General features: G+C 66.1%; 21 protein-coding genes, 1 tRNA gene and 2 pseudogenes. 4 read left to right on the forward strand and 20 right to left on the reverse strand.

Annotated features, from left to right (window positions below; genetic code table 11):
- Nucleotides 1–27: 27 nt before the first annotated feature.
- Nucleotides 28–1,047 (reverse strand): lytic murein transglycosylase, encoded by a 1,020-nt coding sequence (locus tag AC0CH8_RS10775; RefSeq protein WP_465239878.1) that lies wholly within the window; start codon nucleotides 1,045–1,047, stop codon nucleotides 28–30.
- Between the two features lie 91 nt (nucleotides 1,048–1,138).
- Between AC0CH8_RS10775 and AC0CH8_RS10780 the strand changes: the two genes are divergently transcribed.
- Nucleotides 1,139–1,228: transfer RNA gene (locus AC0CH8_RS10780), tRNA-Ser, on the forward strand.
- 74 nt (nucleotides 1,229–1,302) lie between these two features.
- Here AC0CH8_RS10780 and rpmE read toward each other — a convergent pair.
- The 16 genes and pseudogenes from rpmE to AC0CH8_RS10860 all read right to left on the reverse strand — a co-directional run.
- On the reverse strand, nucleotides 1,303–1,533 hold the full coding sequence (gene rpmE / locus AC0CH8_RS10785; RefSeq protein ID WP_204193312.1) for a 50S ribosomal protein L31: 231 nt from the start codon (nucleotides 1,531–1,533) through the stop codon (nucleotides 1,303–1,305).
- 102 nt (nucleotides 1,534–1,635) lie between these two features.
- On the reverse strand, nucleotides 1,636–2,088 hold the full coding sequence (fabZ, locus tag AC0CH8_RS10790; protein WP_465239979.1) for a 3-hydroxyacyl-ACP dehydratase FabZ: 453 nt from the start codon (nucleotides 2,086–2,088) through the stop codon (nucleotides 1,636–1,638).
- A 32-nt stretch (nucleotides 2,089–2,120) separates the two neighbouring features.
- The gene (locus AC0CH8_RS10795; RefSeq protein WP_465239879.1) at nucleotides 2,121–2,801 is read right to left on the reverse strand and encodes an OmpH family outer membrane protein; all 681 of its coding nucleotides are present in this window, start codon (nucleotides 2,799–2,801) and stop codon (nucleotides 2,121–2,123) included.
- Complete coding sequence (bamA, locus tag AC0CH8_RS10800; protein WP_465239980.1) at nucleotides 2,801–5,512, reverse strand: outer membrane protein assembly factor BamA; 2,712 nt, start codon at nucleotides 5,510–5,512, stop codon at nucleotides 2,801–2,803. The genes AC0CH8_RS10795 and bamA overlap by 1 nt, the downstream gene beginning before the upstream one ends.
- A gap of 131 nt (nucleotides 5,513–5,643) precedes the next feature.
- Complete coding sequence (gene rseP, locus AC0CH8_RS10805) at nucleotides 5,644–6,777, reverse strand: RIP metalloprotease RseP (RefSeq protein WP_465239880.1); 1,134 nt, start codon at nucleotides 6,775–6,777, stop codon at nucleotides 5,644–5,646.
- 10 nt (nucleotides 6,778–6,787) lie between these two features.
- The gene (locus AC0CH8_RS10810) at nucleotides 6,788–7,960 is read right to left on the reverse strand and encodes a 1-deoxy-D-xylulose-5-phosphate reductoisomerase (protein WP_465239881.1); all 1,173 of its coding nucleotides are present in this window, start codon (nucleotides 7,958–7,960) and stop codon (nucleotides 6,788–6,790) included.
- Complete coding sequence (locus AC0CH8_RS10815; protein ID WP_465239882.1) at nucleotides 7,957–8,745, reverse strand: phosphatidate cytidylyltransferase; 789 nt, start codon at nucleotides 8,743–8,745, stop codon at nucleotides 7,957–7,959. The genes AC0CH8_RS10810 and AC0CH8_RS10815 overlap by 4 nt, the downstream gene beginning before the upstream one ends.
- Before the next feature lie 26 nt (nucleotides 8,746–8,771).
- Nucleotides 8,772–9,485 (reverse strand): isoprenyl transferase, encoded by a 714-nt coding sequence (locus AC0CH8_RS10820; RefSeq protein WP_465239883.1) that lies wholly within the window; start codon nucleotides 9,483–9,485, stop codon nucleotides 8,772–8,774.
- A 29-nt stretch (nucleotides 9,486–9,514) separates the two neighbouring features.
- Nucleotides 9,515–10,072: a ribosome recycling factor gene (gene frr, locus AC0CH8_RS10825; RefSeq protein WP_204193322.1), complete on the reverse strand. Its 558-nt coding sequence runs from the start codon at nucleotides 10,070–10,072 to the stop codon at nucleotides 9,515–9,517.
- The gene (gene pyrH / locus AC0CH8_RS10830) at nucleotides 10,072–10,794 is read right to left on the reverse strand and encodes a UMP kinase (RefSeq protein ID WP_465239884.1); all 723 of its coding nucleotides are present in this window, start codon (nucleotides 10,792–10,794) and stop codon (nucleotides 10,072–10,074) included. The genes frr and pyrH overlap by 1 nt, the downstream gene beginning before the upstream one ends.
- A gap of 222 nt (nucleotides 10,795–11,016) precedes the next feature.
- On the reverse strand, nucleotides 11,017–11,955 hold the full coding sequence (gene tsf / locus AC0CH8_RS10835; protein ID WP_204193326.1) for a translation elongation factor Ts: 939 nt from the start codon (nucleotides 11,953–11,955) through the stop codon (nucleotides 11,017–11,019).
- A gap of 90 nt (nucleotides 11,956–12,045) precedes the next feature.
- Nucleotides 12,046–12,885: a 30S ribosomal protein S2 gene (rpsB, locus tag AC0CH8_RS10840; RefSeq protein WP_465239885.1), complete on the reverse strand. Its 840-nt coding sequence runs from the start codon at nucleotides 12,883–12,885 to the stop codon at nucleotides 12,046–12,048.
- A gap of 505 nt (nucleotides 12,886–13,390) precedes the next feature.
- On the reverse strand, nucleotides 13,391–14,203 hold the full coding sequence (locus AC0CH8_RS10845) for a CDP-alcohol phosphatidyltransferase family protein (protein ID WP_465239886.1): 813 nt from the start codon (nucleotides 14,201–14,203) through the stop codon (nucleotides 13,391–13,393).
- Nucleotides 14,204–14,243: 40 nt separating this feature from the next.
- Nucleotides 14,244–14,966 (reverse strand): phosphatidylserine decarboxylase, encoded by a 723-nt coding sequence (locus AC0CH8_RS10850; RefSeq protein ID WP_465239887.1) that lies wholly within the window; start codon nucleotides 14,964–14,966, stop codon nucleotides 14,244–14,246.
- 75 nt (nucleotides 14,967–15,041) lie between these two features.
- Nucleotides 15,042–15,152: pseudogene (locus AC0CH8_RS10855) on the reverse strand (PEPxxWA-CTERM sorting domain-containing protein); the annotation flags it as partial.
- A gap of 36 nt (nucleotides 15,153–15,188) precedes the next feature.
- Nucleotides 15,189–16,103 (reverse strand): annotated as a pseudogene (locus AC0CH8_RS10860) (SGNH/GDSL hydrolase family protein); the annotation flags it as partial.
- Between the two features lie 115 nt (nucleotides 16,104–16,218).
- Here AC0CH8_RS10860 and AC0CH8_RS10865 point away from each other — a divergent pair.
- Together AC0CH8_RS10865 and AC0CH8_RS10870 are read left to right on the forward strand one after the other, a co-directional pair.
- Nucleotides 16,219–17,439 (forward strand): NADP-dependent isocitrate dehydrogenase, encoded by a 1,221-nt coding sequence (locus AC0CH8_RS10865; RefSeq protein ID WP_465239888.1) that lies wholly within the window; start codon nucleotides 16,219–16,221, stop codon nucleotides 17,437–17,439.
- Between the two features lie 369 nt (nucleotides 17,440–17,808).
- Entirely contained in the window at nucleotides 17,809–19,584 is a 1,776-nt protein-coding gene (locus tag AC0CH8_RS10870) for a cation:proton antiporter domain-containing protein (RefSeq protein ID WP_465239889.1), read from the forward strand.
- 3 nt (nucleotides 19,585–19,587) lie between these two features.
- Here the strand turns inward: AC0CH8_RS10870 and AC0CH8_RS10875 are convergent, their stop codons facing one another.
- The 3 genes from AC0CH8_RS10875 to AC0CH8_RS10885 all read right to left on the reverse strand — a co-directional run bounded on the left by AC0CH8_RS10875 (nucleotide 19,588) and on the right by AC0CH8_RS10885 (nucleotide 24,624).
- Nucleotides 19,588–20,259 carry a hypothetical protein gene (locus AC0CH8_RS10875; protein ID WP_465239890.1) on the reverse strand — a complete coding sequence of 224 codons (672 nt, stop codon included), beginning with the start codon at nucleotides 20,257–20,259 and terminating at the stop codon, nucleotides 19,588–19,590.
- A gap of 73 nt (nucleotides 20,260–20,332) precedes the next feature.
- Complete coding sequence (alaS, locus tag AC0CH8_RS10880) at nucleotides 20,333–22,975, reverse strand: alanine--tRNA ligase (protein WP_465239891.1); 2,643 nt, start codon at nucleotides 22,973–22,975, stop codon at nucleotides 20,333–20,335.
- Nucleotides 22,976–23,373: 398 nt separating this feature from the next.
- Nucleotides 23,374–24,624 (reverse strand): M24 family metallopeptidase, encoded by a 1,251-nt coding sequence (locus tag AC0CH8_RS10885; protein ID WP_465239892.1) that lies wholly within the window; start codon nucleotides 24,622–24,624, stop codon nucleotides 23,374–23,376.
- Nucleotides 24,625–24,698: 74 nt separating this feature from the next.
- On the opposite strand from AC0CH8_RS10885, the gene AC0CH8_RS10890 reads away from it, so the two are divergent.
- The gene (locus tag AC0CH8_RS10890) at nucleotides 24,699–26,033 is read left to right on the forward strand and encodes a dicarboxylate/amino acid:cation symporter (RefSeq protein ID WP_465239893.1); all 1,335 of its coding nucleotides are present in this window, start codon (nucleotides 24,699–24,701) and stop codon (nucleotides 26,031–26,033) included.
- Nucleotides 26,034–26,036 lie beyond the last annotated feature (3 nt).

The following is a 26,036-nucleotide window of genomic DNA, read 5'->3' on the forward strand; positions in this document are numbered from 1 at the left end:
GGTCCTTAGCCGCGCTTCGCGGCGACGTCAGCCCTCCACCGCATCGGCGAGCAGGCCCACCGACAGGGCGTAGAAATTCGAACAATTATAGTCGAGGATGACGCGGTAATTGCCGGTCAGCAGGTACGCCGTCGTACCCTCTCCGTCAGGCTCCATCAGCGTCGCCTGAACATCGTCCGCCGGGAAGGCACGCCCCTGCGGCAGGATACCGAGCGCGCGCCACTCCGCCATCGAGCGCCAGCCGCTGTGCCGCTGGAACACGCGCGGGCAGCGCGGGCTAACCAATGTGTTGCGGATCGCGCTGCGGTCGAACGTCGACGGCACCGACACCGCTACGCCCCAGGGCTGCCCCGGTCGCCAGCCGGCATTGGCGAAGTAGTTGGCGATCGAGGCCAGCGTATCCGGCTGGCTCGACCAGATGTCCGCACGGCCATCACCGTCGCCGTCGCGGGCGAGGCGCAAATAGATCGACGGCAGGAACTGCGGGTTGCCCGTGGCCCCCGCCCAACTGCCCTTCAACTGCGAACGGGGCACCCCGCGGTCGATCATCTTCAGCGCCGCGATCAACTCGCCCTCGAACAGCGCGCGGCGACGCCCTTCGTAGGCTAGGCTGGCGAGCGACCGGATCAGGTCGAAATTGCCGGTGTAGCTGCCGTAATTCGTCTCGTGGCCCCAGATCGCGACCATGATTGATTCGGGCACACCGGTCTGTTGCTCGATGCTCGACAGCCGGCTGCGCTGCGCCTGATAGACATTCCGGCCACGCCCGATCCTCGCCGCGTCGACATGCTGCGCGCGATAGGGCGCAAAGGGAGAGAAGCTGGTGCTCTGCGGGTTTCCCGGCTGGCCGCGATCGAGGTCGATGACGCGGGTATTGACGGTCAGCCCCAGAAACTCGCGATCGACGGTGGCGGGGTTCACCCCTTGCGCCACCGCCCGCGCCTTCACTTGCGCCAGATACGCGTCGAACGCGGCATCCTGCGCCGCGACGGGCGTGACGTTGGCCATAACGGCGATGACGGCCAGCGCCGCTTTCTGTCCCCACATCCCGTCGTAATCACGGGTAAAGCCGGTTGGGACAACCCCCGATCGTCGACGGGCTTGCACGGGCCGGCGCGTACGCTATCGGGGGCGCACCGGAGAGATGGCCGAGTGGTTTAAGGCAGCGGTCTTGAAAACCGCCGTGGGTTCACGCCCACCGTGGGTTCGAATCCCACTCTCTCCGCCAACCGTTCTTACCGATAACGAAAAAGGCCGGGCACCCTGTCGGGTACCCGGCCATTTCGGTGCAAGCCGTAGGGCTTACTTGCGGAGCGTGAGCCCGCCGCCGAAGCGCTTGTTGAAGCGGGCGACCTGGCCACCCGTGTCGAGCATGGTGCCACGACCGCCGGTCCATGCCGGATGCGCGAGCGGATCAATGTCGAGCGTCATCGTGTCGCCTTCCTTGCCCCAGGTGGAGCGGGTCTCGAACACGGTGCCGTCCGTCATCTGGACCTTGATCATGTGGTAGTCGGGGTGGGTATCGGCCTTCATGGGTCACGCTCCTGATGTGGCTGGTTCCGACCAGCCCGAAGAACAAGGCGCGGCCCTTATCGGGCCGCGCCGTCGATGTCAAAGTTTAGTGTAAGGTTAGGCCTAAGCGGCCTTGGGCGGGTCGGCGATCATCGCCGTGAACTGCGCCTCGGCAACAAGTTGGCCATCGATCTTCGCACGACCTGCGAACTTGCAGACGCTGCCCCGCTTCTGCACGAACTCCGCCTCCAGATGCAGGAGGACGCCCGGCTCGACCGGCTTGCGGAACTTCGCGCCGTCGATCGCCATGAAATAGACGAGCTTGCCCGAACCGGCGAGGCCGAGGCTCTCGACGGCGAGGATGCCCGCCGCCTGCGCCAGCGCCTCGACGATCAGCACGCCCGGCATGATCGGCCGACCGGGGAAATGCCCCTGGAAGAACTGCTCGTTGATCGTCACCGCCTTGATCGCGACGATCCGCTCGTCCTTCACCAGCTCGGCGACGCGGTCGACGAGCAGCATCGGATAGCGGTGCGGCAACGCCGCCATGACGTGCCCGATCTCGAGCGTCGTCATGGCGGTGCTGGCCGGCGCGGACGCCGAGTCGCTCACCGGCCGGTGTTGGCCGGACGCGTCGCCGGCGTGGTCGGACGCGCGGCGGGCGTCGTCGCGGCGGGAGCGGCACCGGCTGCGGGCGCGGCGGCACCCTGCTGCTGGCCCGGTTGCCAATTGGCGGGCGGCGTGATGCCGACGGTCGGGACCAGGCGATCGAGCTCGGTCGTGATCGCCGCGGTCACGTCGGACGCCGGCGCGGCGAACAGCGCCGCGTCGGGACGCACGAGCAGCGACACGTTGCGCGCACGCACGACGGCCTGAACGGCCTCTGGCAGCCGACCCGAGATCTGCTCGACCACATAGGCCTGCGCACGCTGTGCCGGCAGGGTGATGCGGCCCAGTTCCTGCTGAGCGGCCTGCTCGCGGGTCTGGATCTGCTGTGCCTGCGTCTGCAAGGCGGCCTGATTGACGTTCGGGGCCGCGCGGGCGGTGTTGAACGCCGTCACGAGCGGCTGAAGCTCACGGCCGATCGCCTCGCGACGGGCGTTCGCCTGATCGATCTGCGCCTTGTAGGTCGTCTCGATCTGGGTGCGGGCGGTGGCCCATGCGCGCGAATTGGCGACCGCCTGATCCGGGTTGGCGACGGCGACGGTCTGCGCCGAGGTCGAGGTGCCGACGGCGATCGCGGGAACCGCGACCACAGCGGCCAGCAGCAGCTTCTTGAAATTGGTCATCAGAACGAAGTCCCTACGTTGAAGGTGATAAGTTTGTCGTCGTCGCCCCGCTGTTTGACGAGCGCCTTGGCGATATCGATGCGCAGCGGGCCGAAGGGCGAAGTCCAGTTCACGCCAAAGCCGACGGAGATACGCGGCTTGGCGGAATTGCCGAGGAACTGCTCGGAGAATGGCGGGGTGATAATGGCGATGTTGTTCGACGAGCCGGTGCAGGCACCACCAACCGTTGCCGAGTACCCCGTCTGACACGTGGTCTGCCGGCCGCCGTTGACCGTGTCGGTTGCGGCAACGGTGTAGAGCGGGAAGCCCCCCGACGTCACCGGATTGCCGATCAGCGTGGGCGACCCATCCGGGTTGAAGCGCGGGTTGCCACTCGCATCGACAGCCTGCTGGAACGTCGTCGTGGGCTGCGGCCTGGTAACACCGAACAGGCTGCCCGCCTGAACATAGACGGTCGGACGCAGGCCGAGTTCGCGGGCACCCGCACCCAGCGGCAGCTCCAGTTCGGCACGCGCCAGATAATAGGCCCGCCCGCCAAGCGCGTCGTCCTGAATCTGATTGCGGTCGGTCTGCAATGCCTGCGTACCGTCGGCATTGGTGATGTACGGGATGCGCAGGATCCGCGGCCCAACGCCGCGGATGTCGAATCCGCGAAAGTTAGGCTCGCCGAGATAAAAGCGATCGATGATGCGGACCTTGTCGATCCCGATCCCGCGGCTCCGTTCCAGCGACTTGATGTAGCCGCCCTCGCCTTGCAGCGAGAATACGAAGCCCGACCCCAGACCGTAGTATTTCGCCGCCTGCGCAGTGGTCTTGATGTACTTCACGTCGCCGCCCAAGCCCGCGAAATCCTGGCTGAACGAGAAGCGCGTACCGGCGGTCGGCCGCAAGCCGCTGTTGAGGCTGTTGTAGATCAGCGAATAGCCGACCGACGACGTCCACCGGTTCCCCAGCGAATCGCAGAGGTAACGGCCCGCCAGCGATGGGTTGCACGACCCGTCCGCATTCAGGAACGAACTCGCCAACCCGACCTCGTCGTACGACAGCTTATACCGGCCGGCGAGCTGCCAATATTCGGTCAGCGGCACGCCAGCACGAAGCTGGAAACCGGTCGACACCTGACTGAACGTCGTGTTGCGGTCACTACCGATGTAGTTGAACTGGTTGTAATCCTGGCGAAACACGTCGAACCCGACCGCGATGTTCTTGTCGAACAGGTACGGCTCAGTGAAGCCCGCCTGGATCGACTTCGAATAGGTCGAGTAGTTGACACCGAAGCTGAGCGTCTGGCCCTTGCCGCGGAAATTGTTCTGCGTGACGTTGGCCTGAATGATGAACCGTTCGAGGCTGGAGAAGCCCGCCGACAGCTGAAGCTCACCGGTCGACTTCTCCTCGACCGGTGCCTCCAGCACGACGCGGTCCGGGGCGCTGCCCGGCGTCTGCTTGATCTCGAACTTGTCCTGGAAGAAGCCCAGCGAATTGACGCGGTCCTGCGAACGCTTGACCTGGAACGTGTTGAACGCATCACCCTCGCCGAGACGAATCTCGCGACGGATAACCTTATCCTGGGTCTGCGTATTACCGTTGATCTCGATCCGGTCGACATAGGTGCGCTGCGCCTGACCGATGTGGAAATTGATCCCCATCGTCAGCGTGTCCTTGTCCCGCTGATACTCGGGATCGACCTGCGTGAACGCATAACCGAATAGGCCAGCTGCCTGGCTCAGGCTGTCCAGCGCATCCTCGACCAACTTGGCGTTGTACCAGTCGCCCTTCTTGATCGGCAGCGACGCCGCGAGCTTCGTATTGTCGAAATCGCGGATTTCGCTGTCGACGGAGACGTCGCCGAACTTGTAGCGCGATCCCTCCTCGACAACGTAGGTGATGATGAAGTCGCGCTTGTCCGGCGTCAGTTCGGCCACCGCGCTCGTCACGCGGAAATCGGCATAACCTTCCGTCAGGTAGAACTGGCGCAGCTTCTGCTGGTCGTAGTTCAGCCGATCCTGATCGTACGTCGTGTTCGACGACAGCAGGCGGAACCAGCGCGACTGCTTGGTCGCCATCTCGCCGCGAAGCTGATCGTCGGTGAACTGCTCGTTGCCAAGGATGTTGATCTGGCGGACCTTCGACTTGGCCCCCTCCGCGATCTCGAACACCACGTCGACGCGGTTCTGATCCAGGCTGACCTGCTTAGGCTCGACGATCGCGGCGAAGCGACCCTGCCGGCGGTACAACTCGACGATGCGCCCGACATCGGCACGGACCGCAGTGCGCGTGAAGATCTGGCGAGGCGCGAGCTTGATCTCTTTCGTGATCTTGTCGCTCTTGATCGCCTTGTTACCCTCCAGGATCACCCGGTTGATGATCGGATTCTCGCGGATGCGCAGGACGATGTCGCCCGTTTCCACGCCGGAGATCGAGTAGTCCGCGAACAGGTCCGAAGCCGCTAGGTCGACCAGCGCCTGATCCAGCGAGGCGGCGGTGTACGGCGCTCCGACCTTCAGCTTCGTATAGGAGAGGACCGTGTCGGCCTCGATCCGCTGCGATCCCTCGACCCGCAGCGTACGGATCGTTCCCGCGGCCGTTGCGGGAACGGTTGCGACTGGAGCGACAGGCGGAACGGCCTGACGCGTGCCGGCGGGCGGCACTGCCTGACGCGTGCGCGCCTGACCCGCGGGGCGGGCCTGAGCATAGGCCACGCCTGCCAGCATGGATGTCGCCAGCAGGGACGCGCCGATGCCGACGACCTTGAAACCGTTATTCTTCACACACCCACCCCGAAAGATACGCCGGCCCCTGCGCGGGTCGCCCTGCCCCAGACTTGTCACCCGATCAAGTCTGGTCACCCGATCAGGCCGGCGATGCCGCGCCACAGCCCGAAGGCACCGAGATCGTTGAACGTCACGAGGATCATCAACGCCAGGATCGCCGCCATGCCGCCGCGGAACGCCCATTCCTGCACCGCGATGCTGACCGGCCGCCGCCGGACCGCTTCGATCGCATAGAATAGAAGGTGGCCGCCATCGAGCATCGGCACTGGCAGTAAGTTGATGAACCCGAGATTGATGGAGACGAGCGCGATCAGGCCGATGAAGGCCGGCCAGCCGAGCGACATCTGCTCGCCCGACACTTTCGCGATGCGGATCGGCCCACCCAGTTCGTCGACAGAACGGCGACCCGTGATGATCTGCCCCAGCGTGTCGAGCGTGCCCCGGACGATGTCGCCAACCTGACGCGCCCCGACCAGGGGTGCCTCCAGCAGCGATACGGGCTGGTATTCGGCCGGCGGACTGGCGATGCCGATCCGGCCGATCCGATATGCGTTACCGAAGCGGTCCTTCTCGGCGACGACGCCGATCGCCAGCGTCGTGGTGCCGCGCGTGCCGCCGCGCTCGTAGATCACGGACACGGTTTCCGCCGGCCGCAGCATCGCGAACTGCGCGATATCGGCGAAGCTTTCCATCGTGCGTCCATCGAGCGCGATCAGGCGGTCGCCCGCCTTCAATCCCGCCACAGCGGCGGGGCTGCGCTGCACGACATCACCCACCACTGGCGGTGCAGTACGGGCGCCGTAGAAATGCGCGAAGCCTGCGAGGATCAGGATCGCGGCCAGAAAATTGACGAACGGCCCCGCCGCCACGATGATCGCGCGCTGCCACACGGGCTTGGCCTGGAAGGTGCGCGCCCGCTCCTCCGCCGGCAGCGCCAGCCACTCCGCCGTCGGCTGGCTGGCTGGCGTCATGTCGCCGGCGAAACGGACATAGCCGCCGAGCGGGAGCCAGCCGAGTTTCCAGCGAGTGCCGCGCGCGTCGGTCCAGCCGGCGACCTCGTTGCCGAAGCCGATCGAAAACGCCTCCGCTTTCACGCCGAACCAGCGGCCGGCAAGGTAATGGCCCATCTCATGAATGAAGACGAGCGGGCCGATGACGCCGATGAAGGCGAGGAGGGTGAGCGGAACGCCCGGGGTATCGATCAAGCCAAATCCTCTATGCGCCGACCCGCGTGACCGGTGTCGCCTGGCATCGTTCGCCCGCAATAACTCTCGCCTCGGCGTCGATCGCGAGAACCGCGTCGAGCGCCGCCGGCGCGGGCGGGTCGTAACGGTCGAGGATATCGCTGACGATTGCGGCGATTTCGAGGAAGCCGATTTGACCGGCGAGGAAGGCGGCCACCGCGACCTCGTTCACCGCATTGAGGATCGCCGGCCGCGCACCACCGGCCTTCAGCACCTCGCGCGCCAACCGCAGCGCCGGGAATCGCTTCTCGTCGGGAGCGGCGAAGTCGAGCCGTCCGAGCTTGACGAGGTCGAGCGGTTCCATCGGCGTCGCCATCCGCTCCGGCCAGGCGAGGCAGTGGGCGATCGGCACGCGCATGTCGCTCGGACCGAGCTGTGCCAGCATCGATCCATCGATATAGTCGACTGCGGAATGGATGACCGATTGCGGGTGGATGACGATCTGGATGCAGTCGGGATCGACCGGGAACAGCCGCGCGGCCTCGATCAGTTCCAGCCCCTTGTTCATCATCGTCGCAGAATCGACGCTGATCTTCGCGCCCATCGACCAGTTCGGGTGGGCGACCGCCTGCTCGGGGGTGACCGCGGCCATCGCCTCACGCGACCATTCCCGGAACGGTCCACCGCTTGCTGTCAGGACGATGCGGCGAACGGCGCGCGTGTCGTTGGCGGCGAGACACTGAAAGATGGCGTTGTGCTCGCTGTCGGCCGGCAGCAGTGTCGCACCCGCGGCCTTGGCGGCAGCGAGCACGATCTCACCGGCGGAGACCAAAGGCTCCTTGTTGGCGAGGACAACGGTGCCCCCCTGCCCAACCGCGGCCATCACCGGCTCCAGTCCCGCACAACCGACGATCGCCGCCATCGTCCAGTCCGCGCCCGAGCCCGCCGCAGCGATCACCGCATCGCGGCCGCCTTCGACGCGCGTCGCCGTGCCGGCGAGTGCGTCGCGCAATGCCGGCAGGCAGGCTGCATCGGCAACGACGGCCAGTTCGGCGTTCGTGCGGCGGGCGGCTGCGGCGAGGCGATCGACATCGCAATTTGCCGTCAGCGCACGGACGCGGAACCGCTCCGGCTCGCGCTCGATCAGGTCGAGCGTCGACGTGCCGACCGAACCGGTCGCGCCCAGAACGGATACGGTCTTCACGCCAGCAGCGTCAGCAGCATCGCGATGGGCAGCACCGGCACCACGCCATCCAGCCGGTCGAGCACGCCACCGTGACCGGGCAGGATGTTCCCCGAGTCCTTGACGCCGGCGCGACGCTTGAGGGCGCTTTCGAACAGGTCGCCGGCCTGGGCCAGAACCGCGAGCACGGGCGTCGCGAGGACCAGCATCGGCGACAGGCCATAACCGACTTGGATCGCATAGGCGACCAAGCTCGCCAGCAGCACTCCTCCGATCAATCCGGACCAGGTCTTCGCCGGACTGATTGCGGGTGCCAGTTTCGGGCCACCTAGCGATCGCCCCGCGAAGAACGCGCCGATGTCCGTCGCCCAGACGAGAGACAACGCCCATAGTGCGGAAACCAAGCCTGTGTCGGGCTGCTCCCGGATCAGCAGCAGCGCGAACACCGGCAGTCCGCAATACAGCGTCCCCGCCGCCAACCGGGCGTTGCGCGTAACGATCGCCACGAAGAAGAACGCCGCTCCGAGCACGCCCAGCACGAAGAAATGCGGTCCCGCCGCCAGAGGCGACATCAGCGCCAGCGGTACCGACAGGGCGAATTGGCTCATCCGCTTGGTCTTGCGGTCGACCTTGGCCAGATCGGCCCACTCCGCCATCATGAACAGGCACACGATCACGGCCAGCAACCACATGCCGACGCCGCCGAGCAAGAGAGCCACCAGCGCAACCGCGATCATGCCGATGCTGGCGACCATGCGGAGACGAAGGTTCGATGGCGTCCGCAGCTTTGCGTCGGGCGTGGCCATCGCGGCAGGATCGTGCGGACTGTCGCTCACAGGCCGCCGTAACGCCGCTGACGGCGCGCGAACACCGCTACCGCGTCGCTGAGCGCCTGACCGTCGAAGTCCGGCCACAAGGTGTCGACGAACAGCAGTTCCGCATAGGCCGACTGCCATAACAGGAAGTTCGAAAGACGTTGCTCGCCAGACGTACGGATGACGAGGTCGAGCGGCGGCAAGCCAGCCGTATCGAGCTCGGCCTCGATCGCCGCCTCGTCGATCTTCTCAGCGGGCATCCGCGCCGCCAGCCGCCGCGCAACCCCCGCAAGCTCGGCCTGCGCACCGTAGTTCAACGCGATCGCCAACAGCGGCCCGGTGTTTGGCGCGGTGCGCGCTATCGCATCGTCCACCAACGCAACGAGGTCGGGCGAAAATGCCCGATAGTCACCGATCACGCGCAGCCGGACATTCTCTCGCGACAGTTCTGCAAGATCGGAGCGAATGAACAGCCTCAGCAACCCCATCAGGTCGCTGACCTCCTCCGCCGGGCGACGCCAGTTTTCGGAGGAGAAGGCGTAAAGCGTCAGCGCCTCTATGCCCATGTCGCGTGCCGCACGCGTGACGCGCCGGACCGCTTCCACTCCGGCGCGGTGGCCGGCCAGGCGCGGCAGGTGCCGCTGTTTCGCCCAGCGACCATTGCCGTCCATGATGATCGCGACGTGACGCGGCACACCCGCCTGCCCGTCGGTAACGATGGGCAGCGTCACGGCCGGGGACGCCAGGGCACCCGATGGGCTCACTTGCCCAGGATTTCCTTTTCCTTCGAGGCCGAGGCGGCGTCGATATCGGCGATGGTTTTGTCGGTAATTTTCTGAAGCTCGGTTTCGTGCCGCTTGCGCTCGTCCTCGCCGAAGACGTTCTTCTTCTCGTCGACCTTCAAGCTGTCCATCCCGTCGCGGCGGACATTGCGCGCGGCGATCCGTGCCTTCTCGGCATACTGGCTGGCGAGCTTAGCGAGCTCCTTGCGGCGCTCCTCCGTCAGGTCCGGGATCGGCAGGCGCAGCGTCTGTCCGTCGTTGATCGGGTTCAGACCCAGCCCGGCCGAACGGATTGCCTTTTCAACGGGGCCGACATTCGACTTGTCCCAGACCTGCACCGACAGCATCCGCGGCTCCGGCGCCGACACCGTCGCGACCTGCGACAGCGGCATATGGCTGCCGTAGACCTCGACGTTGACGGGATCGAGCAACGTCGTCGACGCGCGACCCGTGCGCAGACCGCCGAGATCGTGCTTGAGCGCGTCGACTGCACCGGTCATGCGGCGCTGGATATCGGCCTTGTCATAGGCAGGCATCAGTTCGTCTCCTGGTTCTGCACGATCGTCGAGATGCCATCACCGGCCAGCACGGCAGCGAAATTGCCGTGCTGACGGATATTGAACACCACGATCGGGATGTCGTTGTCTCGACACAGCGCGATGGCCGAGGCGTCCATGACCTTCAGGTCGTCGGACAGCACCTTGGAATAGCTGACAGTGTCGTAGCGCGTGGCGGTAGGTACCTTCTTCGGGTCGGCATCATAGACGCCGTCGACCGAGGTACCCTTGAACAGCGCATCGCATTTCATCTCGGCGGCACGCAGGGCAGCGCCCGAGTCGGTCGTGAAGAACGGACTACCGACGCCCGCCGCGAAGATCACGACACGACCCTTTTCCAGGTGGCGCTCGGCGCGGCGGCGGATGAACGGTTCGCAGACGCTGGCCATCGGAATCGCCGACTGAACGCGCGTATCCACACCGATCTGCTCCAAGGCATTCTGAACCGCGAGCGCGTTCATGACGGTGGCGAGCATACCCATGTAATCGGCTGTCGCCCGCTCGATGCCCTTGGCTGCGGCGGACAGCCCGCGGAAGATATTTCCGCCACCAACGACGACGCAAAGTTCATATCCCTGCGCCCGGACATCGGCGATTTCCTGCGCGACACGTGCTGTCGTTTCCGGGTCGATGGCGAGACCGCCCTCGCCCATCAGGACTTCGCCCGACAGCTTCAACAGGATGCGTTTAAATTCTGGCATGATACTCGAAAGGCTGTGTAAGCGGTGCAGACCTTAGGCGGGGGGGCATCGCGGGGCAACCCGACGCCTTCATCTGCACCGGAAAATCACGGGCGGCATCATCGGCGACCGAGCCGATCGAAGCACCTCATCGTGACGAAGGGCGGCGGCCGGCTTCATCGCCGGTCGCCGCCCCTTGTAATCACAGGGCCGCCGTTCCCGCTGCGCGGGAGAGGCTTATCCTTATGCCGTCGGCTGCGGAACGCCCGAGACTGCCGCGACTTCTGCGGCGAAGTCGGAAGCTTCCTTCTCGATGCCCTCACCCAGCTGGAAGCGGACATAATCCTTCAGCACGATCGTCGCGCCAGCGTCCTTGCCCGCCTTCGCTACGACGTCGCTGATCTTGGTCTTGCCGTCCATGACGAAGAGCTGACTGACCAGCGCATGCTCCTTGCGGTACTTGGCGATCGAGCCTTCGACCATCTTCGCGACGATCTCGGCGGGCTTGCCGCTCTCGCCGGCTTTTTCGGCGGCAATGGCGCGCTCGCGCTCGATCTCGCCCTCGTCGAGATCCTCTTCGTTAAGGGCCTTCGGGAATGCGGCAGCGATGTGCATCGCGAGCTGCTTGCCGAGCGCCTGAAGCACATCGTCCGCTGCGTCCGACTCCAGAGCAACAAGCACGCCGATCTTGCCCAGACCCGGGGACTGCTGGTTGTGAACGTAGGACACGACCGCGCCCTTCGACACCTCGAGGCGCTTGGCGCGACGAAGCGACTGGTTCTCACCGATCGTCGCGACGTTGTTGGTCAGCACGTCGGCGACGGTGGTGCCCGATGGCATCGCCTCACCCTTCAGCGCGTCGATGTCATCGCCCGTCGCCAATGCGATCTGGGTGACTTCGCGGACGAAATCCTGGAACTGATCGTTCTTGGCAACGAAATCCGTTTCCGAGTTCACCTCGACCGCAGCACCCTTCGTGCCCGATGTCGCGACGCCGACCAGACCCTCGGCCGCGGTGCGGCTCGATTTCTTCTGCGCGGCTGCGAGACCCTTCGTACGCAGCCAATCGAGCGCGGCGTCCATGTCGCCAGCGGTTTCGTTCAGTGCCTTCTTGCAGTCCATCATGCCCGCGCCGCTCTTCTCGCGCAGGTCCTTGACCATCGCTGCCGTGATATCGGCCATTGTCGTGATCCTTCTCATTGTCCGAATATGTTTGCGGGCGGGGTGGAGCCATCATGCCCCGCCCCGCCCGCTAGACTTCGTGCGTGACGGTTACGCGTCGATCTGGCGCTCGGCCTCCACGGCCTGACCCGCATCGGCGCTCGACACAGGGTCGGTGCCGGCGTCGGCCGCCGGGGTCTCGATCGTCTGCTCTTCCGCCGGCGGCTCCATCATGGCACCGATATCGGCACCCGAGCGGCGCTGCTGCTCCTGGCCGCCACGCGTCGCGGCGATCGCGATCGCCTCGCAATACAAGCGGATGGCGCGGGCGGCGTCGTCGTTCGCGGGAACCGGGAAGGCGATGCCGTCCGGCGACACGTTCGAATCGAGGATCGCCACGACGGGAATACCCAGCGTGTTGGCTTCCTTGATCGCCAGCTCTTCCTTGTTCGCGTCGATCACGAACATTACGTCGGGAACGCCGCCCATATCGCGAATGCCGCCCAGCGACATTTCAAGCTTGTCACGCTCGCGCGTCAGCTGAAGCACTTCCTTCTTGGTCAGGCCGTGGGTGTCGCCGGAAAGCTGCTCTTCCAGCGTCTTCAAACGCTTGATCGAGTTCGAGATCGTCTTCCAGTTGGTGAGCATGCCGCCCAGCCAGCGGTGGTTGACGAAATGCTGGCCCGAGCGACGCGCTGCATCCGCGATCGGCTCCTGCGCCTGGCGCTTGGTGCCGACGAACAGGACCTTGCCGCCGCCCGCAACCGACGACGACACGAATTCCAGCGCGCGCGCGAAGAGCGGCACCGTCTGCGACAGGTCGAGGATGTGGACGCCGTTGCGATCGCCGAAGATGTAAGGCTTCATCTTCGGGTTCCAGCGATGGGTCTGATGACCGAAGTGCGCGCCGGTTTCGATGAGCTGCTGCATGGAGACGACAGGAGCCGCCATAATGAAATTCCTTTGCCGGTTATGCCTCTGGGAAGCGGATGACGCAGCCTGGAAGGCCGACGCACCGGTATGTGGTGCTTCCCATGCGGAGTTGAGGCGAGCCGCTTAGCCGCGATCGGTCCACGACGCAACATAAGAACATTTCACGTACAGGCTCTTGACGGTAGAACGCTACAGGAACATAAGCGGCTCAGATCGGAACGCCGGTCGGCGGGGTTAACTCATGTCGTTCGGCGAAAGCAAAACGGTTTGGGCTGGCAGCAGTTTTCGGAACCGAACGAATCCAGACCGGTTTAGATCGGTCGAGGGGTTCGCATGGAGGCGGACATGGTGATGATCGTGGTGAGTGCGCTCGTATTCTCGTCGGCCTTGGCCGTCTCGGTAGCTGTGATCGCATTGGCGATAGGTCCGCAATGGCGTCGTATTGCGCGTATGGCGATGGGGCACGTGGAGCCGTCGTTCGCGCCGTTGGAGGCGTTGGCGCTAGCCGAGCGTCGCATCGCCGTTAGGCGGTGGGCGTCGGCTCCGGTGCCTTCGCCGATTCGGCGGCTGCGCGAAGTCGCCTGACCTTGGCGTAGCTCGTGACGCTGAACGGGATCAGCGCGACATAAATCACGCTGATGATGCTGAGCGTGTGCCATGGCGCGGTTACGAGCGCCGCTCCCAACAACACTACGACGGCTAGCGCTTCGAACCGGATGCGGCGTCTGAGTCGCATCGAGCTCCATGAGAACGTGGCGACGCTCGACACCATCAGCGTCGCGACCAGCACCGTCCACGGTGCAACCACGTATGGTGAGGCGAAAAGCGGCTCACCGGACCACAGCCAGATGAACAGGGGCAGCAACGCCAGGCCAGCACCGGCTGGTGCAGGTACGCCGGTCAGGAAACCGGCGGATTTATGCGGCTGCTCCGTCTCGTCGATCTGGGCGTTGAAGCGTGCCAGCCGGAGCGCACAGAACACAGCGAGGATGAGCGACGCCATCCAGCCGAACCGCGGCAATGCGGACAGCGACCATAGATACAGGATCAGCGCGGGGGCAACGCCGAAGGATATTGCATCGGATAGCGAGTCGAGTTCCGCGCCGAAGCGGCTTTCGCCGTGCAGCAGCCTTGCAATACGGCCATCGATGCCATCGAGGACGCCGGCAACCATGATCATGGCCGCCGCCATTTCCCAATTTCCGCCGATCGCGAAGCGCACGCCAGATAAGCCAGAGCACAAGGCGAGTGCGGTCACCGCATTGGGCGCGATCGCCCGCAGCGGCAGTCCGCGCGGTGCGCGCCGGACGCGACGACGTTCTGGCCGGAACGCCATCAGCGGAATGCCGGGCGGTTGGCGGTCGCAGGCCGAACCCTCACTGTGCGATCCCGAACGCAGCGACACCACCGACACGGCCCAGGACTGTTTCGCCCGCAATCGAGCGCTGCCCGAGGGCCACCTGTGGCGCGCAATCGTCGGGAAGGTAGACATCGACGCGGCTGCCGAAGCGGATCAGGCCGACGCGCTGACCGACGGCGACCATGTCCCCCGGCTTGACGAAGCCTACGATGCGGCGCGCGACGAGGCCGGCGATCTGCGTGAAGCCGATCTTGCGGCCGTCCCGGCCCTCAACAACGAAGTGCTGGCGCTCGTTTTCGTCGGAAGCCTTGTCGAGGTCGGCGTTGAGGAACTTTCCAGAGATATAGACGACCTGCCGGATCGTGCCGGCAATGGGGGTGCGATTGATATGCACATCGAACACCGACATGAAAATAGACACTCGCACCAGCGGCGCTTCGCCGAGTTCGCCGACGAGTTCGCGGGGGATGGCGACGCGCTGGATCATCGTCACCAGCCCGTCGGCGGGCGCGACGATCAGGTCTTCGCCTTGTGGTGTGGTGCGGATGGGGTCCCGGAAGAAAGCGGCGACCCAGATGGTCAGCCCGACCAGGGGCCAGAACAGAACGTTGGAGACGATCGTCAGCAGCAGCGTGATCCCGGTAGAAATCGCGACGTACTTGCGACCTTCCGGGTGGACGGAGGGGAATCGCCACTTCACCGTGGTGGTGACGAGGGGCGGTTTGTCGAGTGAGGTCATGGCGAGGGTCTACCGGCCAACACTTCGCCTGACAATCGCGCCGCCGCACCCGGTAGGTCCGGCAGCGCGATCGGATCAGCCGAACGCCACCGCAGTCCGGCGGCGACGATAGCGAAGCGCGCCCCCCGTCAGCGCAACACCGACGATCATCATCGCCCACGTCATCGGCTCCGGCACTGCGGCCAGACCGAGCTGGTCCGTCAGACCGCGGCTAATGGCGCGGTGAATCTGAGTGGTGGGATGAACGGTGTCGAAATACACGAAGCCGCTGCACGTGGGCGCTGCGCCCGGCACCTGCAGACAGGCGCGGCGTGTGTCGAGCGTTGCCGGCAGGCCGAACCTTGCCGGATCGGCGTAGATAGTACGTTGAAAGCCGAACAGGTCAAAAAACTGAGCGTTGCTGCCGCTCGACTGCGCGAAGTCGCCGACCAGCGCCTCGAAATCATCGTTCAAGCCGCTCGACAGGCCGGTCACCCGCGCCGACAGGCCGGGGATCGGAAGCTGGGTCACGGCGGGAATTTGGCCGATATCAGGCAAGCCGGTGACGATGAAGTTGCGCGCGCCGCGAGCGTAGAGCGCCGTCAGCCCCGCTGTCATGGCGTCGAGCGTGGCGGTGAAATCGGGGACGTAGCCCGGGATCGTGGCCAGGCTGGGTATCTGCGACCGGATGTCGTTGCCGCCCAGCGTGATGAGCACGAGCGATTGCGAGTCGAAGCGCGCGGTGCCGATATCGTACATGCCGATCTGCTCGGCGAAGCTTGGGCTGGCATCGCCGGACATCTCGCGCGCTTGGGCTCCACCGACGGAATAGTTGCGGCCGCCATAGGCTGACGCGACGGTGGGCCCGCCGTCGACCGCGCGGCCGAGATAATCGGCGAAGGTGAAGCCGTTGGAAAAGCGGCCGTGGAAATATCCCGCTGCCGCCGGAGCCGGATCGGCGCCGCCGACGGCGCGGCGGAATGCCTGGGCGTTACCGGCATCCACGAGGCTGTCGCCGAATACGAACAGGTTGCTGTAGCTCTGTGCCGAAGCCGGTGAGGCCAAGGTCAGCGCCGCGGCGACGAGCGCGCAACCAAGATACTTCGAAGCCATGATTCTTCCCCACCCCATCATTGTTGGTCCCGCGTTTACCATCATTCCGTCGCAGCGGGAACGTCGTACCACCCGCCCGAGGTCGACGCCCGACGTTTACAGGCCGCGACCCGCATCCTAGACGGCGCCCAACCCCATCAGCTTCGAAGGACGAGACCACATGGCCAAGATCAAGGTGAAGACGCCCGTCGTGGAGATCGACGGCGACGAGATGACGCGGATCATCTGGGAATGGATCCGGGAGCGCCTCATTAAGCCGTATCTCGACATCGAACTCGATTATTACGACCTCGGCATCGAGCACCGCGACGCGACCGACGATCAGGTGACGATCGATGCCGCGAAGGCCACGCAGAAGTACGGCGTTGCGGTGAAGTGCGCGACGATCACTCCGGACGAGGCGCGCGTCGAGGAGTTCGGCCTGAAGAAGATGTGGAAGTCGCCCAACGGCACGATCCGCAACATCCTGGGCGGCGTCGTGTTCCGTGAGCCGATCGTCATCAAGAACGTGCCCCGCCTGATCCCCGGCTGGACCCACCCGATCGTCGTCGGCCGTCATGCGTTCGGCGACCAGTACAAGGCGACCGATTTCAAGGTTCCGGGTGCCGGCAAGCTGACGATGAAGTGGGTCGGCGAGGATGGTCAGGAGATCGAGCACGAGGTGTTCGACTTCCCCGCCGCCGGCGTCGCGATGGGCATGTACAACCTCGACGAGTCGATCCGCGACTTTGCCCGTGCGTCGATGCACTATGGCCTCAACCTGAAATGGCCGGTGTATCTGTCCACCAAGAACACCATCCTGAAGGCCTATGACGGGCGCTTCAAGGACCTGTTCGCCGAGATCTTCGAGGCGGAGTTCAAGGACAAGTTCAAGGAAGCGGGCATCGTCTACGAGCATCGCCTGATCGACGACATGGTCGCATCGGCGCTGAAGTGGAGCGGCGAGTTCGTGTGGGCGTGCAAGAACTACGACGGCGACGTTCAGTCGGATCAGGTCGCGCAGGGCTTCGGCTCACTCGGCCTGATGACGTCGGTGCTGCTGACGCCGGACGGCAAGACCGTCGAGGCGGAAGCGGCGCACGGCACGGTGACGCGGCATTATCGCCAGCACGAGCAGGGCAAGGCCACCTCGACCAACCCGATCGCTTCGATCTTCGCCTGGACGGGCGGCCTGAAGTATCGCGGCAAGTTCGACGATACGCCGGAGGTGACCCGGTTCGCCGAGACGCTGGAGCGCGTCTGCATCCAGACGGTCGAGAACGGCCATATGACCAAGGATCTGGCGATCCTGATCGGCCCGGATCAGCCCTGGATGACGACGGAGCAGTTCTTCGAGCAGGTTCGCCAGAACCTCGAAGCGAAGATGGCGGTCGCCGCCTGATCGGGTACGAGGGGCGGGCTGGTCCCGCCCCTCACCTTCCGCCGTGGAGGCGGTCAAAATACAAAAAAGCCTGTTTTCTCAACGACGGTTGCGCGGAAGGCTAGGCTAAGGTTAGTCCAACGACGCTTCTTGGCGACGGTAGCGATCCGACCGGCGCAGCTTCCGAACACGTTCAGAGAACGCAGCGACGCATCGCTCCCGCTGAGCGGACCAGCATAATTGCCCCGTCTCCTGTAGGACAGCGTAGCAGCGATTTCGTTGGAGATGTGGCCGCAGTACGGACACGCCGTGCACCTCCAGCAGTGGAATGGCCGTGTTGGCGGCGATCAAGCCTAGCCTCATCCGTGTTCGACTGGTTAAGTCGCCGGCATGGCACTCAGGTTGGACAATGAAGGTTTTTCGGACGCTCTGGTGATCCTCGGCGCGGCCGGTTTGGTGATCCCGGCGTTCGCGCGGTTCCGGATCAGCCCCGTGATCGGGTTCATTCTGGTCGGCGTCGCGGTGGGCCCGGCCGGGCTGGGCCAGCTGACGGCGTTGTTCCCGTGGCTTTATTACGTGACGATCAGCGACCCGGCGTCGATCGAGCCGTTCGCCGAATTCGGCATCATCCTGCTGCTGTTCTCGATCGGGTTGGAACTGTCGTTCCGGCGTTTATGGGGCATGCGGCAACTGGTGTTCGGCACCGGTGCCGCGGAGCTGTTCGGATCGGCCGCACTGATCGCGATCGCGCTTCATTTCATCGGGCAGGATTGGGCGGGCGCCGCCGGGCTCGGGCTGGCCTTGGCGCTGTCGTCGACGGCGCTGGTGCTGCCGCTGGTCGGGACGACGAGCCCGGTCGGCCGCGGGGCGTTCGGCATGTTGCTGTTCGAGGATCTGGCGCTGGTGCCGATCATCTTCGCACTCGGCGCGATGGCACCAACCGCGAGTGCCGAAGGGTGGAGCGGGATTGCCGGTGTCGCGCTGCGCGGAGGTGCAACGGTCGTTGTCATGTATCTGGGCGGGCGAATCGTGCTGCCGCGACTGTTCGCCCAAGCGGCGCGCACGAAGAGCCCGGAGCTGTTTCTGGCGGCGTCGCTGCTGGTCGTGATCGTCGCGTCGGTCGCGACGACCGCCGCAGGGCTGTCGCCGATCGTCGGTGCGCTGCTCGCCGGGCTGCTGATCGCCGAAACGGAGTATCATAGCGAGGTCGAGGTGATGACCGCGCCGTTCAAGGGGCTGGCGCTGGGCGTGTTCCTCATCACGGTGGGCATGAGCCTGGACCTGAGATTGATCGGGCAGAACTGGTCGGGGCTGTTGCTGGCGGTGGCGGGGGTGGTCGCGGTCAAAGCCGTGGTGACGTACCTGCTGTTACGGGTGGGGCATGCACGAGCGGGCGTGGCGGCGGAGACCGGACTACTGATGGGCAGCCCGTCGGAGACGACGCTGATCGTGCTGGGCACGGCCGCGCAGGCGCAATTGATCCTGCCGTCGACCGCCGCGTTCTGGCAGACCGTAACGGCGATCGGCCTGACGATCACGCCGCTGCTGGCGAAGGTCGGGCGGATCGCGGCGCGCCGGATCGAGGCGCGCGATATCGCCTCCGCGGTACCGGACGTGGACGACGGTGGCAGCCGCACAGTGCTGATCGGGTTCGGCCGGGTCGGGCGGATGATCGCCGACATGCTCGCGACACACGGGCAACCGTATATCGCGGTCGAGGCCGACATCGACGCGGTGTCGCGGGCGCGGGCGGAGGGGTATCCGGTGCTGTTCGGCGACGTGGCGCGCGGCGAGTTGATCGACCGGTTGAAGCTGACAGAATCGCGGGCGCTGGTCCTGACGATGGACGATCCCGTGCTGACGGCGCGGTTGACGCGGCGGTTGCGGGCGGCGGCCCCTGCCCTGACGATCATCGCGCGCGCGCGGGATGCCGGGCATGCGGCGGAACTGTACCGGGCGGGTGTGACGGATGCGGTGCCGGAGACGCTGGAGAGTTCGCTGCAACTGTCGGAGGCGGTGCTGGTCGATCTGGGGGTGGCGATGGGTCCGGTGATCGCGTCGATCCACGAAAAGCGCGACGAACTGCGGCAGTTGATCCGGCGCGAGGCGGCGATGGAGCGGGAGCCACGAATCCGGCGGGTGCGCCGGACGAGCGATCTCGTTTGATCGCTATTTAGGCTTGTACCAACCGAACGGGAGCAGGCGGTCGGCCAGCGCCTGCGCCTGTTTCGTATTGCCCTGACGCAGCATGGCGGCGACCTGTGCAGCGCTGCGCTGGACGATGCGATCGAGCGGGGTGGGCGTGGGCGCGCGGGCTGCGGCCTCCACCAGGGTACGGCCGCGGGGATCGTCGGCGTCGAGTTCGATCAGCATCAGCCCGGCGAGCCCGGAGAACATCGCGCGGTTGCCGCCGAGCGTCACCGCTTTTTCGATCGCGGCGATGCCGGTGCCGCGTTGCGCCCCGACGACTCGGCCGACCAGCCGGCCGACGCGGTTGATGACGCCGAGATGCCAGGCACCATAGCCGAGCTGTGCCTCCGGATTGCGCGGATAGCGGGCGCAAACCGTTTCGAACTCCTTGCGCGCGGCGGTCGCCTCCGACCGGCTGCCGGTCAGCTTCGCGCGGTAGCCCAGCGCGACGGCGGCGAGCACGGCGGCATCCTCATCTTCGGGATGGGCCACAGCGAAGGCGCGGACGCGGTCGACCTTCACCAGCGCGACGTCCCGGCTACGATCCTCGAACGCCGCCTGCGTCAGCACGTCGCGGGCGGACTGGGCGACGGCGGGGACCGCGAGCGTCATGCAGGCCACGACGCCCGAACCGATCCACCATCCCCGCATTCGCATCCCTCGCGTCAAAGTCTCGTCACCCAAGCCGAACCATCGGGGTTGCGAGAAGGATGCCTGACGCGGATCAGGACGCAAGCGCCGCGCGAATGGCGTCGAGCGCAGCCGCGGCCTTGTCACCGTCGGGACCGCCACCCTGTGCCATATCGGGACGCCCGCCGCCGCCCTTGCCGCCGACCGCAGCGACCGCGACCTGCAGCAGTTCCACCGCGTTGCGAGTACCGACGAGGTCGGGGGTGACGCCGACCGCAACCGATGCGCGGCCGTCGTTGACCGCGACGATGGCGGCGACGCCGGAGCCGAGCCGCTGCTTCGCCTCGTCCACCGCGCCGCGCAGCCCCTTCGCATCGAAGCCGTCGAGCACCTGACCGATGAAGGCGGTGCCGCCGATATCCTCCGGCCCGGCAGGTGCTCCGGCACCGCCACCGGTCGCGATCGCCTTCTTCGCCTCGGCCAATTCACGCTCCAGCCGCTTGCGGTCGTCGAGCAGTGCGGCGACGCGCGCGGGGACTTCGTCCGGGGTGGTGCGGAGAGTCGCGGCGGCTTCGCGCAGCACCTCGTCGCGGTGCGAGAACCATGCGCGGGCGGCTTCGCCGGTCAGCGCCTCGACGCGGCGGACGCCGGACGACACGGCGCCCTCGCCGATCACCTTGAACAGGCCGATCTCTCCCAGTGCGCCGACATGCGTGCCGCCGCAGAGTTCGAGGCTGTAGGTACCCTCGTCGTCCTGTCCCATCGACACGACGCGAACCTCGTCGCCGTATTTCTCGCCGAACAGCGCCATCGCGCCTTCGGCGATGGCTTCGTCGGGCGTCATGAGGCGAGTGACGACGGGACCGTTGCCGCGCACCTGCTCGTTCACGCGCGTCTCGACCTCGGCGATGTCGGCCGGGGTGACGGCGACCGGCTGCGAGAAGTCGAAGCGCAGCCGGTCCGGCGCGACCAGCGAGCCCTTCTGCGCAACGTGCGTGCCGAGCCGCTGGCGCAGCGCCTCGTGCAGCAGGTGCGTCGCGGAGTGGTTGGCGCGGATCGCGGCGCGGCGGGTGAGATCGATCGCCAGCTTCACCGCGTCGCCCACCCTGATCTCGCCGGACCGGATGTCGGCGTGATGGACCCAGATGCGGCCGAGCTGCTTCGTGGTGTCGGTGACGAGCGCGTGCAGGCCGGCGTCGCTCGACACGGCGCCGGCATCGCCGACCTGACCGCCGGATTCGGCGTAGAACGGCGTCTGGTTGACGACGATCGCAACCGTTTCGCCAGCGGTCGCATGATCGACGCGCGCGCCGTCCCGGATCAGGGCGACGACCTCCGCCTCGCCGGTGTCGTTGGCGTAGCCGGTGAACTCGGTCGAGCCGGACTGTTCGGCGATGTCGAACCACAGGTCGTCGGACGCCTTGGCGCCGGAGCCCTTCCATGCGGCGCGGGCGGCGCGTTTCTGTTCGGCCATCGCCGCGTCGAAGCCGGCGCGGTCGACCGCGAGCCCTTGCGCGCGCAGGGCGTCCTCCGTCAGGTCGTACGGGAAGCCATAGGTGTCGTAGAGCTTGAACGCGGTTTCACCGGCCAGCGTGCCGCCCTCGGCCAATCCCGCCGTCGCCTCGTCGAGCAGCTTCAGGCCGCGGTCGAGCGTCTGGCGGAAGCGCGTTTCCTCCTGCTGGAGCGTCGCCTCGATCAGCGGTTGCGCGCGGACCAGTTCGGGGAAGGCCGCGCCCATTTCGGCGACGAGCGCCGGCACCAGCCGGTGCATCAACGGCTCCTTCGCGCCGATCAGGTGGGCGTGCCGCATCGCGCGACGCATGATCCGGCGCAGGACATAGCCCCTGCCCTCGTTCGCCGGCAGCACGCCGTCCGCGACGAGGAAACCGGCCGAGCGCAAATGGTCGGCGATGACGCGGTGCGACGCCTTCCACTCGCCGTCGGGCACGGTGTGGGTCAGTGCGGTCGAGGCTGCGATCAGCGCCTTGAACGTGTCGGTGTCGTAGTTGTCGTGGACGCCCTGCATCACGGCGGCGACGCGTTCGAGGCCCATGCCGGTGTCGATCGACTTCTTCGGCAGTTCGCCGACGATCTCATTCGCGTCCTGCTCATATTGCATGAACACGAGGTTCCAGATCTCGACGAAGCGGTCGCCGTCCTCGTCCGGCGAGCCGGGAGGGCCACCAGCGATGTGGTCGCCGTGGTCGAAGAAGATTTCCGAACAGGGACCACAGGGGCCGCTGTCGCCCATCGCCCAGAAATTGTCCTTGGTCGGGATACGGATGATGCGGTGATCGGGCAGGCCGGCAATCTTCTTCCAGAGATCGAACGCCTCGTCGTCGGTGTGGTACACGGTAGCCGTCAGGCGATCCGGGTCGAGGCCCCATTCCTTCGTCAGCAGGGTCCAGGCGTGGACGATCGCCTGTTCCTTGAAATAGTCGCCGAACGAGAAATTGCCGAGCATTTCGAAGAAGGTGTGGTGCCTCGCGGTGTAGCCGACATTGTCGAGATCGTTGTGCTTGCCGCCCGCGCGCACGCATTTCTGCGACGAGGTGGCGGTGACGTAGGGTCGCGTCTCGAGGCCGGTGAACACGTTCTTGAACGGGACCATGCCCGCGTTGACGAACATCAGCGTCGGATCGTTCTGCGGCACCAGCGGCGCGGACGGCACGATCCGGTGCCCGGTCGAGCCGAAGTAATCGAGGAAGCCGCGGCGGATGTCGTTCGTGGATGTCATGGGGCAGCGGCTTAGGCGAGCGACGGGATCGGCTCAAGCGCCCGATTCGCGAGGGACGAGACACCGAAGTGGAGGAAGTGGAGGCGCTGGATGGGTGTCCTCCACTTCAACGCGGTGGGGCAGTTGGTGGGCGATGTTTGCTGTAGGGGCGCGAGGGCGGGCATGGCGTCGTTGTAGGGGAAGGGGGGTGTGTAGGACAGGATGGGAGGCCGACGCATCCTGTTCGTCTCGCTCAGGGATCGAGCGTAGTGGTGGTGAGCTCATATTGAGAGAGGTGGTTTGGGGCCTGTCTCTCGATGCGCCGTCTCGACGGGCTCGACGGCTACTCGAGACCAACGGAGGGTGGGAGAGGACAGGTTCACGGTGAGCCACCCCCCGGCTCGATCACCCGCGCCGCATCACACCGGCGCGTCGAGCGACCGGGGTGGTTCGCTGAACCACTTCGGGCCGGTCGGGGTCATGTGGAAACAGTCCTCCAGCCGGATGCCGAACTTGCCGGGCAGGTACAGGCCGGGTTCGTCGGAGAAGCACATGCCGGCTGCCAGCGGCGTCGCCTCGCCGTGGACGAAGTTGACCGGTTCGTGGCCGTCCATGCCGATGCCGTGGCCGGTGCGATGCGAGAGGCCCGGCAGGCGGTAGCCGGGGCCGTAGCCGGCGCCTTCGTAATAGCGGCGGACAGCGTCGTCGACGCTGCCGGCGGGAGCGCCGATTTTTGCAGCGGCGAAGGCGATCTGCTGGCCGCGCGCGACGGTGTCCCAGACCTTGCGCTGTTCCGGCGTGGCGGTGCCGTGGACCCAGGTGCGCGACACGTCCGACTGGTAGCCCAGGACGGTGCAGCCGCAATCCATCAGCACGACCTGTCCGTCTGAAACGCGGATGACCTCCCGGCTGCCGTGCGGCAGGGCGGCGGCGGGGCCGATCAGGGCGAGCGCGAATTCGGGACTGCCACCGAGCTTGCGCGTCGCGGCGTTCATCAGCGCGCCGATCTCCGCGCCGGTCATGCCCGCCTCCACGCGCGGATGCGTCCAGCGATAGGCGGCGATCGTCACGTCGGTGGCGACCTGCATCAGTGCGATCTCCGCCGGGGTCTTGACCATGCGACAGCCGCGCACGACCGGGTTGGCGCTGGTCAGGCGGGCGCGGGGGAGTGCGGCGGCGAGCGCCTCGACCGCGAAGAAGCGTACGGTTTCCTCGATGCCGATCGGGCGCGTGCCGAGACGGCGATCGGTCAGGAAGCCGGCGACGGTGCGCAGCGGGTCCTGATCCTCCTGCCACACGCGTACGTCCGCCGGGATGGCGAGCGTCTGGCGGACGGACGGCTCCTCGAAGAAGGGCGTGACGATGCAGGGGCGGCCCTCCGCCGGGATGACGACCGCGGTCAGCCGTTCGCTGCGGCCCCAGCGGACGCCGGCGAAATAGGTCATCGACGATCCCGATTCGATCAGGATCGCGCCGAGGCCGTTCGCCTTCATCAGCGCCTGCGCACGCGACAGGCGGCCGGCATATTCGGTGGCGCCGACCGGCACCGCGCCAATGGTGAGATCGCGCAACTGCGACAGGTCCGGCTCGGCGGCGCGCAGCACGCCGGCGACGGACAGGACGGGCAGCGTGGTGGCTGCGGCGAGCAGATGGCGGCGGGTCAGGAACATGATCGAGGTGGGTAGGCCCCTTGACCGCGCCGCCGCAATCCCCTTCCCTTCCCTGCACGTATCGGGAGTTCGGAATGGCCATGCGCCTCACTTACTGGATTTTGGGCGCGCTCGTTCTGGGGCTGGTCGTCGGTTGGGGGCTGCATGTCGCGATCGACGACGGCAGCGCGGCGTCGGCTGAACGGCTGACGACGATCGCGGGATATTTCTCGATCCTGACGACGCTGTTCCTGCGCCTCATCAAGATGATCATCGCGCCTTTGGTGTTCTCGACGCTGGTCGTCGGCATCGCGCATATGGGCGACACGGCGGCGCTGGGGCGCGTGGGGCTGAAGAGTCTGGGGTGGTTTGTGACGGCCAGCCTGTTGTCGCTGACGCTGGGGCTGATCCTGGTCAATGTGCTGCAACCGGGTGTCGGGCTGGCGCTGCCGTTGCCCCCGGCCACGGCGGATGCGGGACTCGGACGGGCGGCGTTCGATCTGAAGACGTTCGTCAGCCATATCGTGCCGGCGTCGATGATCGAGGCGATGGCGACGAACGAGATTTTGCAGATCGTCGTCTTCTCCGTCTTCGTCGGCGTCGCGATCACGGCGGTCGGCGAGAAGGCCGCGCCGCTGGTGCGCGCAGTCGAGGCGCTGGTTGCGGTGATGTTGCAGATCACCAATTACGTCATGCGGTTCGCGCCGATCGCGGTGTTCGCGGCGGTCGCCTCGACGCTCGCCGAGCGTGGTCCGGGCGTGCTCGGCGACCTCGCCTATTTCATGGGGTCGTTCTATCTCGGGCTGGCGCTGCTGTGGCTGATGCTGATCGGCATCGCGTTCGTCCTGCTCGGGCGGCGGACGCGGTTCTTGGTGCGGTATATCCGCGATCCGCTGATCCTCGCCTTCTCGACCGCATCGTCGGAGGCGGCGTATCCGCGGACGCTGGAGGCGCTGGACAAGTTCGGGGTGCCGCCGCGGATCGCCAGCTTCGTGCTGCCGCTCGGCTATTCGTTCAACCTCGACGGATCGATGATGTACATGACGTTCGCGTCGCTGTTCATCGCGCAGGCGTACGGCATCCATCTGTCGATCGGCGAGCAGATCACGATGCTGCTGGTGCTGATGGTGACGTCGAAGGGCATTGCCGGCGTGCCGCGCGCGTCGCTGGTGGTGATCGCGGGGACGCTGTCGCTGTTCAAGATCCCGGAGGCGGGATTGCTGCTGATCCTGGCGGTGGACCATTTTCTGGACATGGGGCGGTCCGCCACGAACGTCATCGGCAACGCCATCGCGGCGTCGGTGGTGGCGAAGTGGGAGGGTGGCCTCGATCCGCGGGAGGACCCGGATGTTATCGCGGCCACCGCCCCGGCGGGACATGGTCCGGCGGTGGCGGTGGAGCGGTTCGAGGACATCGCGCCGCGATCGTGACGG

Source organism: Sphingomonas sp. AC435, from assembly GCF_979253005.1.

What these genes read in the sequence shown, in the direction of transcription:
- AC0CH8_RS10775 (WP_465239878.1), bottom strand. Translation starts at nt 1,047, where the DNA reads ATGTGGGGACAGAAAGCGGCGCTGGCCGTCATCGCCGTTATGGCCAAC.
- rpmE (WP_204193312.1), bottom strand. Translation starts at nt 1,533, where the DNA reads ATGAAGGCCGATACCCACCCCGACTACCACATGATCAAGGTCCAGATG.
- fabZ (WP_465239979.1), bottom strand. Translation starts at nt 2,088, where the DNA reads ATGACGACGCTCGAGATCGGGCACGTCATGGCGGCGTTGCCGCACCGC.
- AC0CH8_RS10795 (WP_465239879.1), bottom strand. Translation starts at nt 2,801, where the DNA reads ATGACCAATTTCAAGAAGCTGCTGCTGGCCGCTGTGGTCGCGGTTCCC.
- bamA (WP_465239980.1), bottom strand. Translation starts at nt 5,512, where the DNA reads ATGCTGGCAGGCGTGGCCTATGCTCAGGCCCGCCCCGCGGGTCAGGCG.
- AC0CH8_RS10815 (WP_465239882.1), bottom strand. Translation starts at nt 8,745, where the DNA reads ATGGCCACGCCCGACGCAAAGCTGCGGACGCCATCGAACCTTCGTCTC.
- frr (WP_204193322.1), bottom strand. Translation starts at nt 10,072, where the DNA reads ATGCCTGCCTATGACAAGGCCGATATCCAGCGCCGCATGACCGGTGCA.
- pyrH (WP_465239884.1), bottom strand. Translation starts at nt 10,794, where the DNA reads ATGCCAGAATTTAAACGCATCCTGTTGAAGCTGTCGGGCGAAGTCCTG.
- tsf (WP_204193326.1), bottom strand. Translation starts at nt 11,955, where the DNA reads ATGGCCGATATCACGGCAGCGATGGTCAAGGACCTGCGCGAGAAGAGC.
- rpsB (WP_465239885.1), bottom strand. Translation starts at nt 12,885, where the DNA reads ATGGCGGCTCCTGTCGTCTCCATGCAGCAGCTCATCGAAACCGGCGCG.
- AC0CH8_RS10845 (WP_465239886.1), bottom strand. Translation starts at nt 14,203, where the DNA reads ATGGCGTTCCGGCCAGAACGTCGTCGCGTCCGGCGCGCACCGCGCGGA.
- AC0CH8_RS10850 (WP_465239887.1), bottom strand. Translation starts at nt 14,966, where the DNA reads ATGACCTCACTCGACAAACCGCCCCTCGTCACCACCACGGTGAAGTGG.
- AC0CH8_RS10865 (WP_465239888.1), top strand. Translation starts at nt 16,219, where the DNA reads ATGGCCAAGATCAAGGTGAAGACGCCCGTCGTGGAGATCGACGGCGAC.
- AC0CH8_RS10870 (WP_465239889.1), top strand. Translation starts at nt 17,809, where the DNA reads ATGGCACTCAGGTTGGACAATGAAGGTTTTTCGGACGCTCTGGTGATC.
- AC0CH8_RS10875 (WP_465239890.1), bottom strand. Translation starts at nt 20,259, where the DNA reads ATGCGGGGATGGTGGATCGGTTCGGGCGTCGTGGCCTGCATGACGCTC.
- alaS (WP_465239891.1), bottom strand. Translation starts at nt 22,975, where the DNA reads ATGACATCCACGAACGACATCCGCCGCGGCTTCCTCGATTACTTCGGC.
- AC0CH8_RS10885 (WP_465239892.1), bottom strand. Translation starts at nt 24,624, where the DNA reads ATGTTCCTGACCCGCCGCCATCTGCTCGCCGCAGCCACCACGCTGCCC.
- AC0CH8_RS10890 (WP_465239893.1), top strand. Translation starts at nt 24,699, where the DNA reads ATGGCCATGCGCCTCACTTACTGGATTTTGGGCGCGCTCGTTCTGGGG.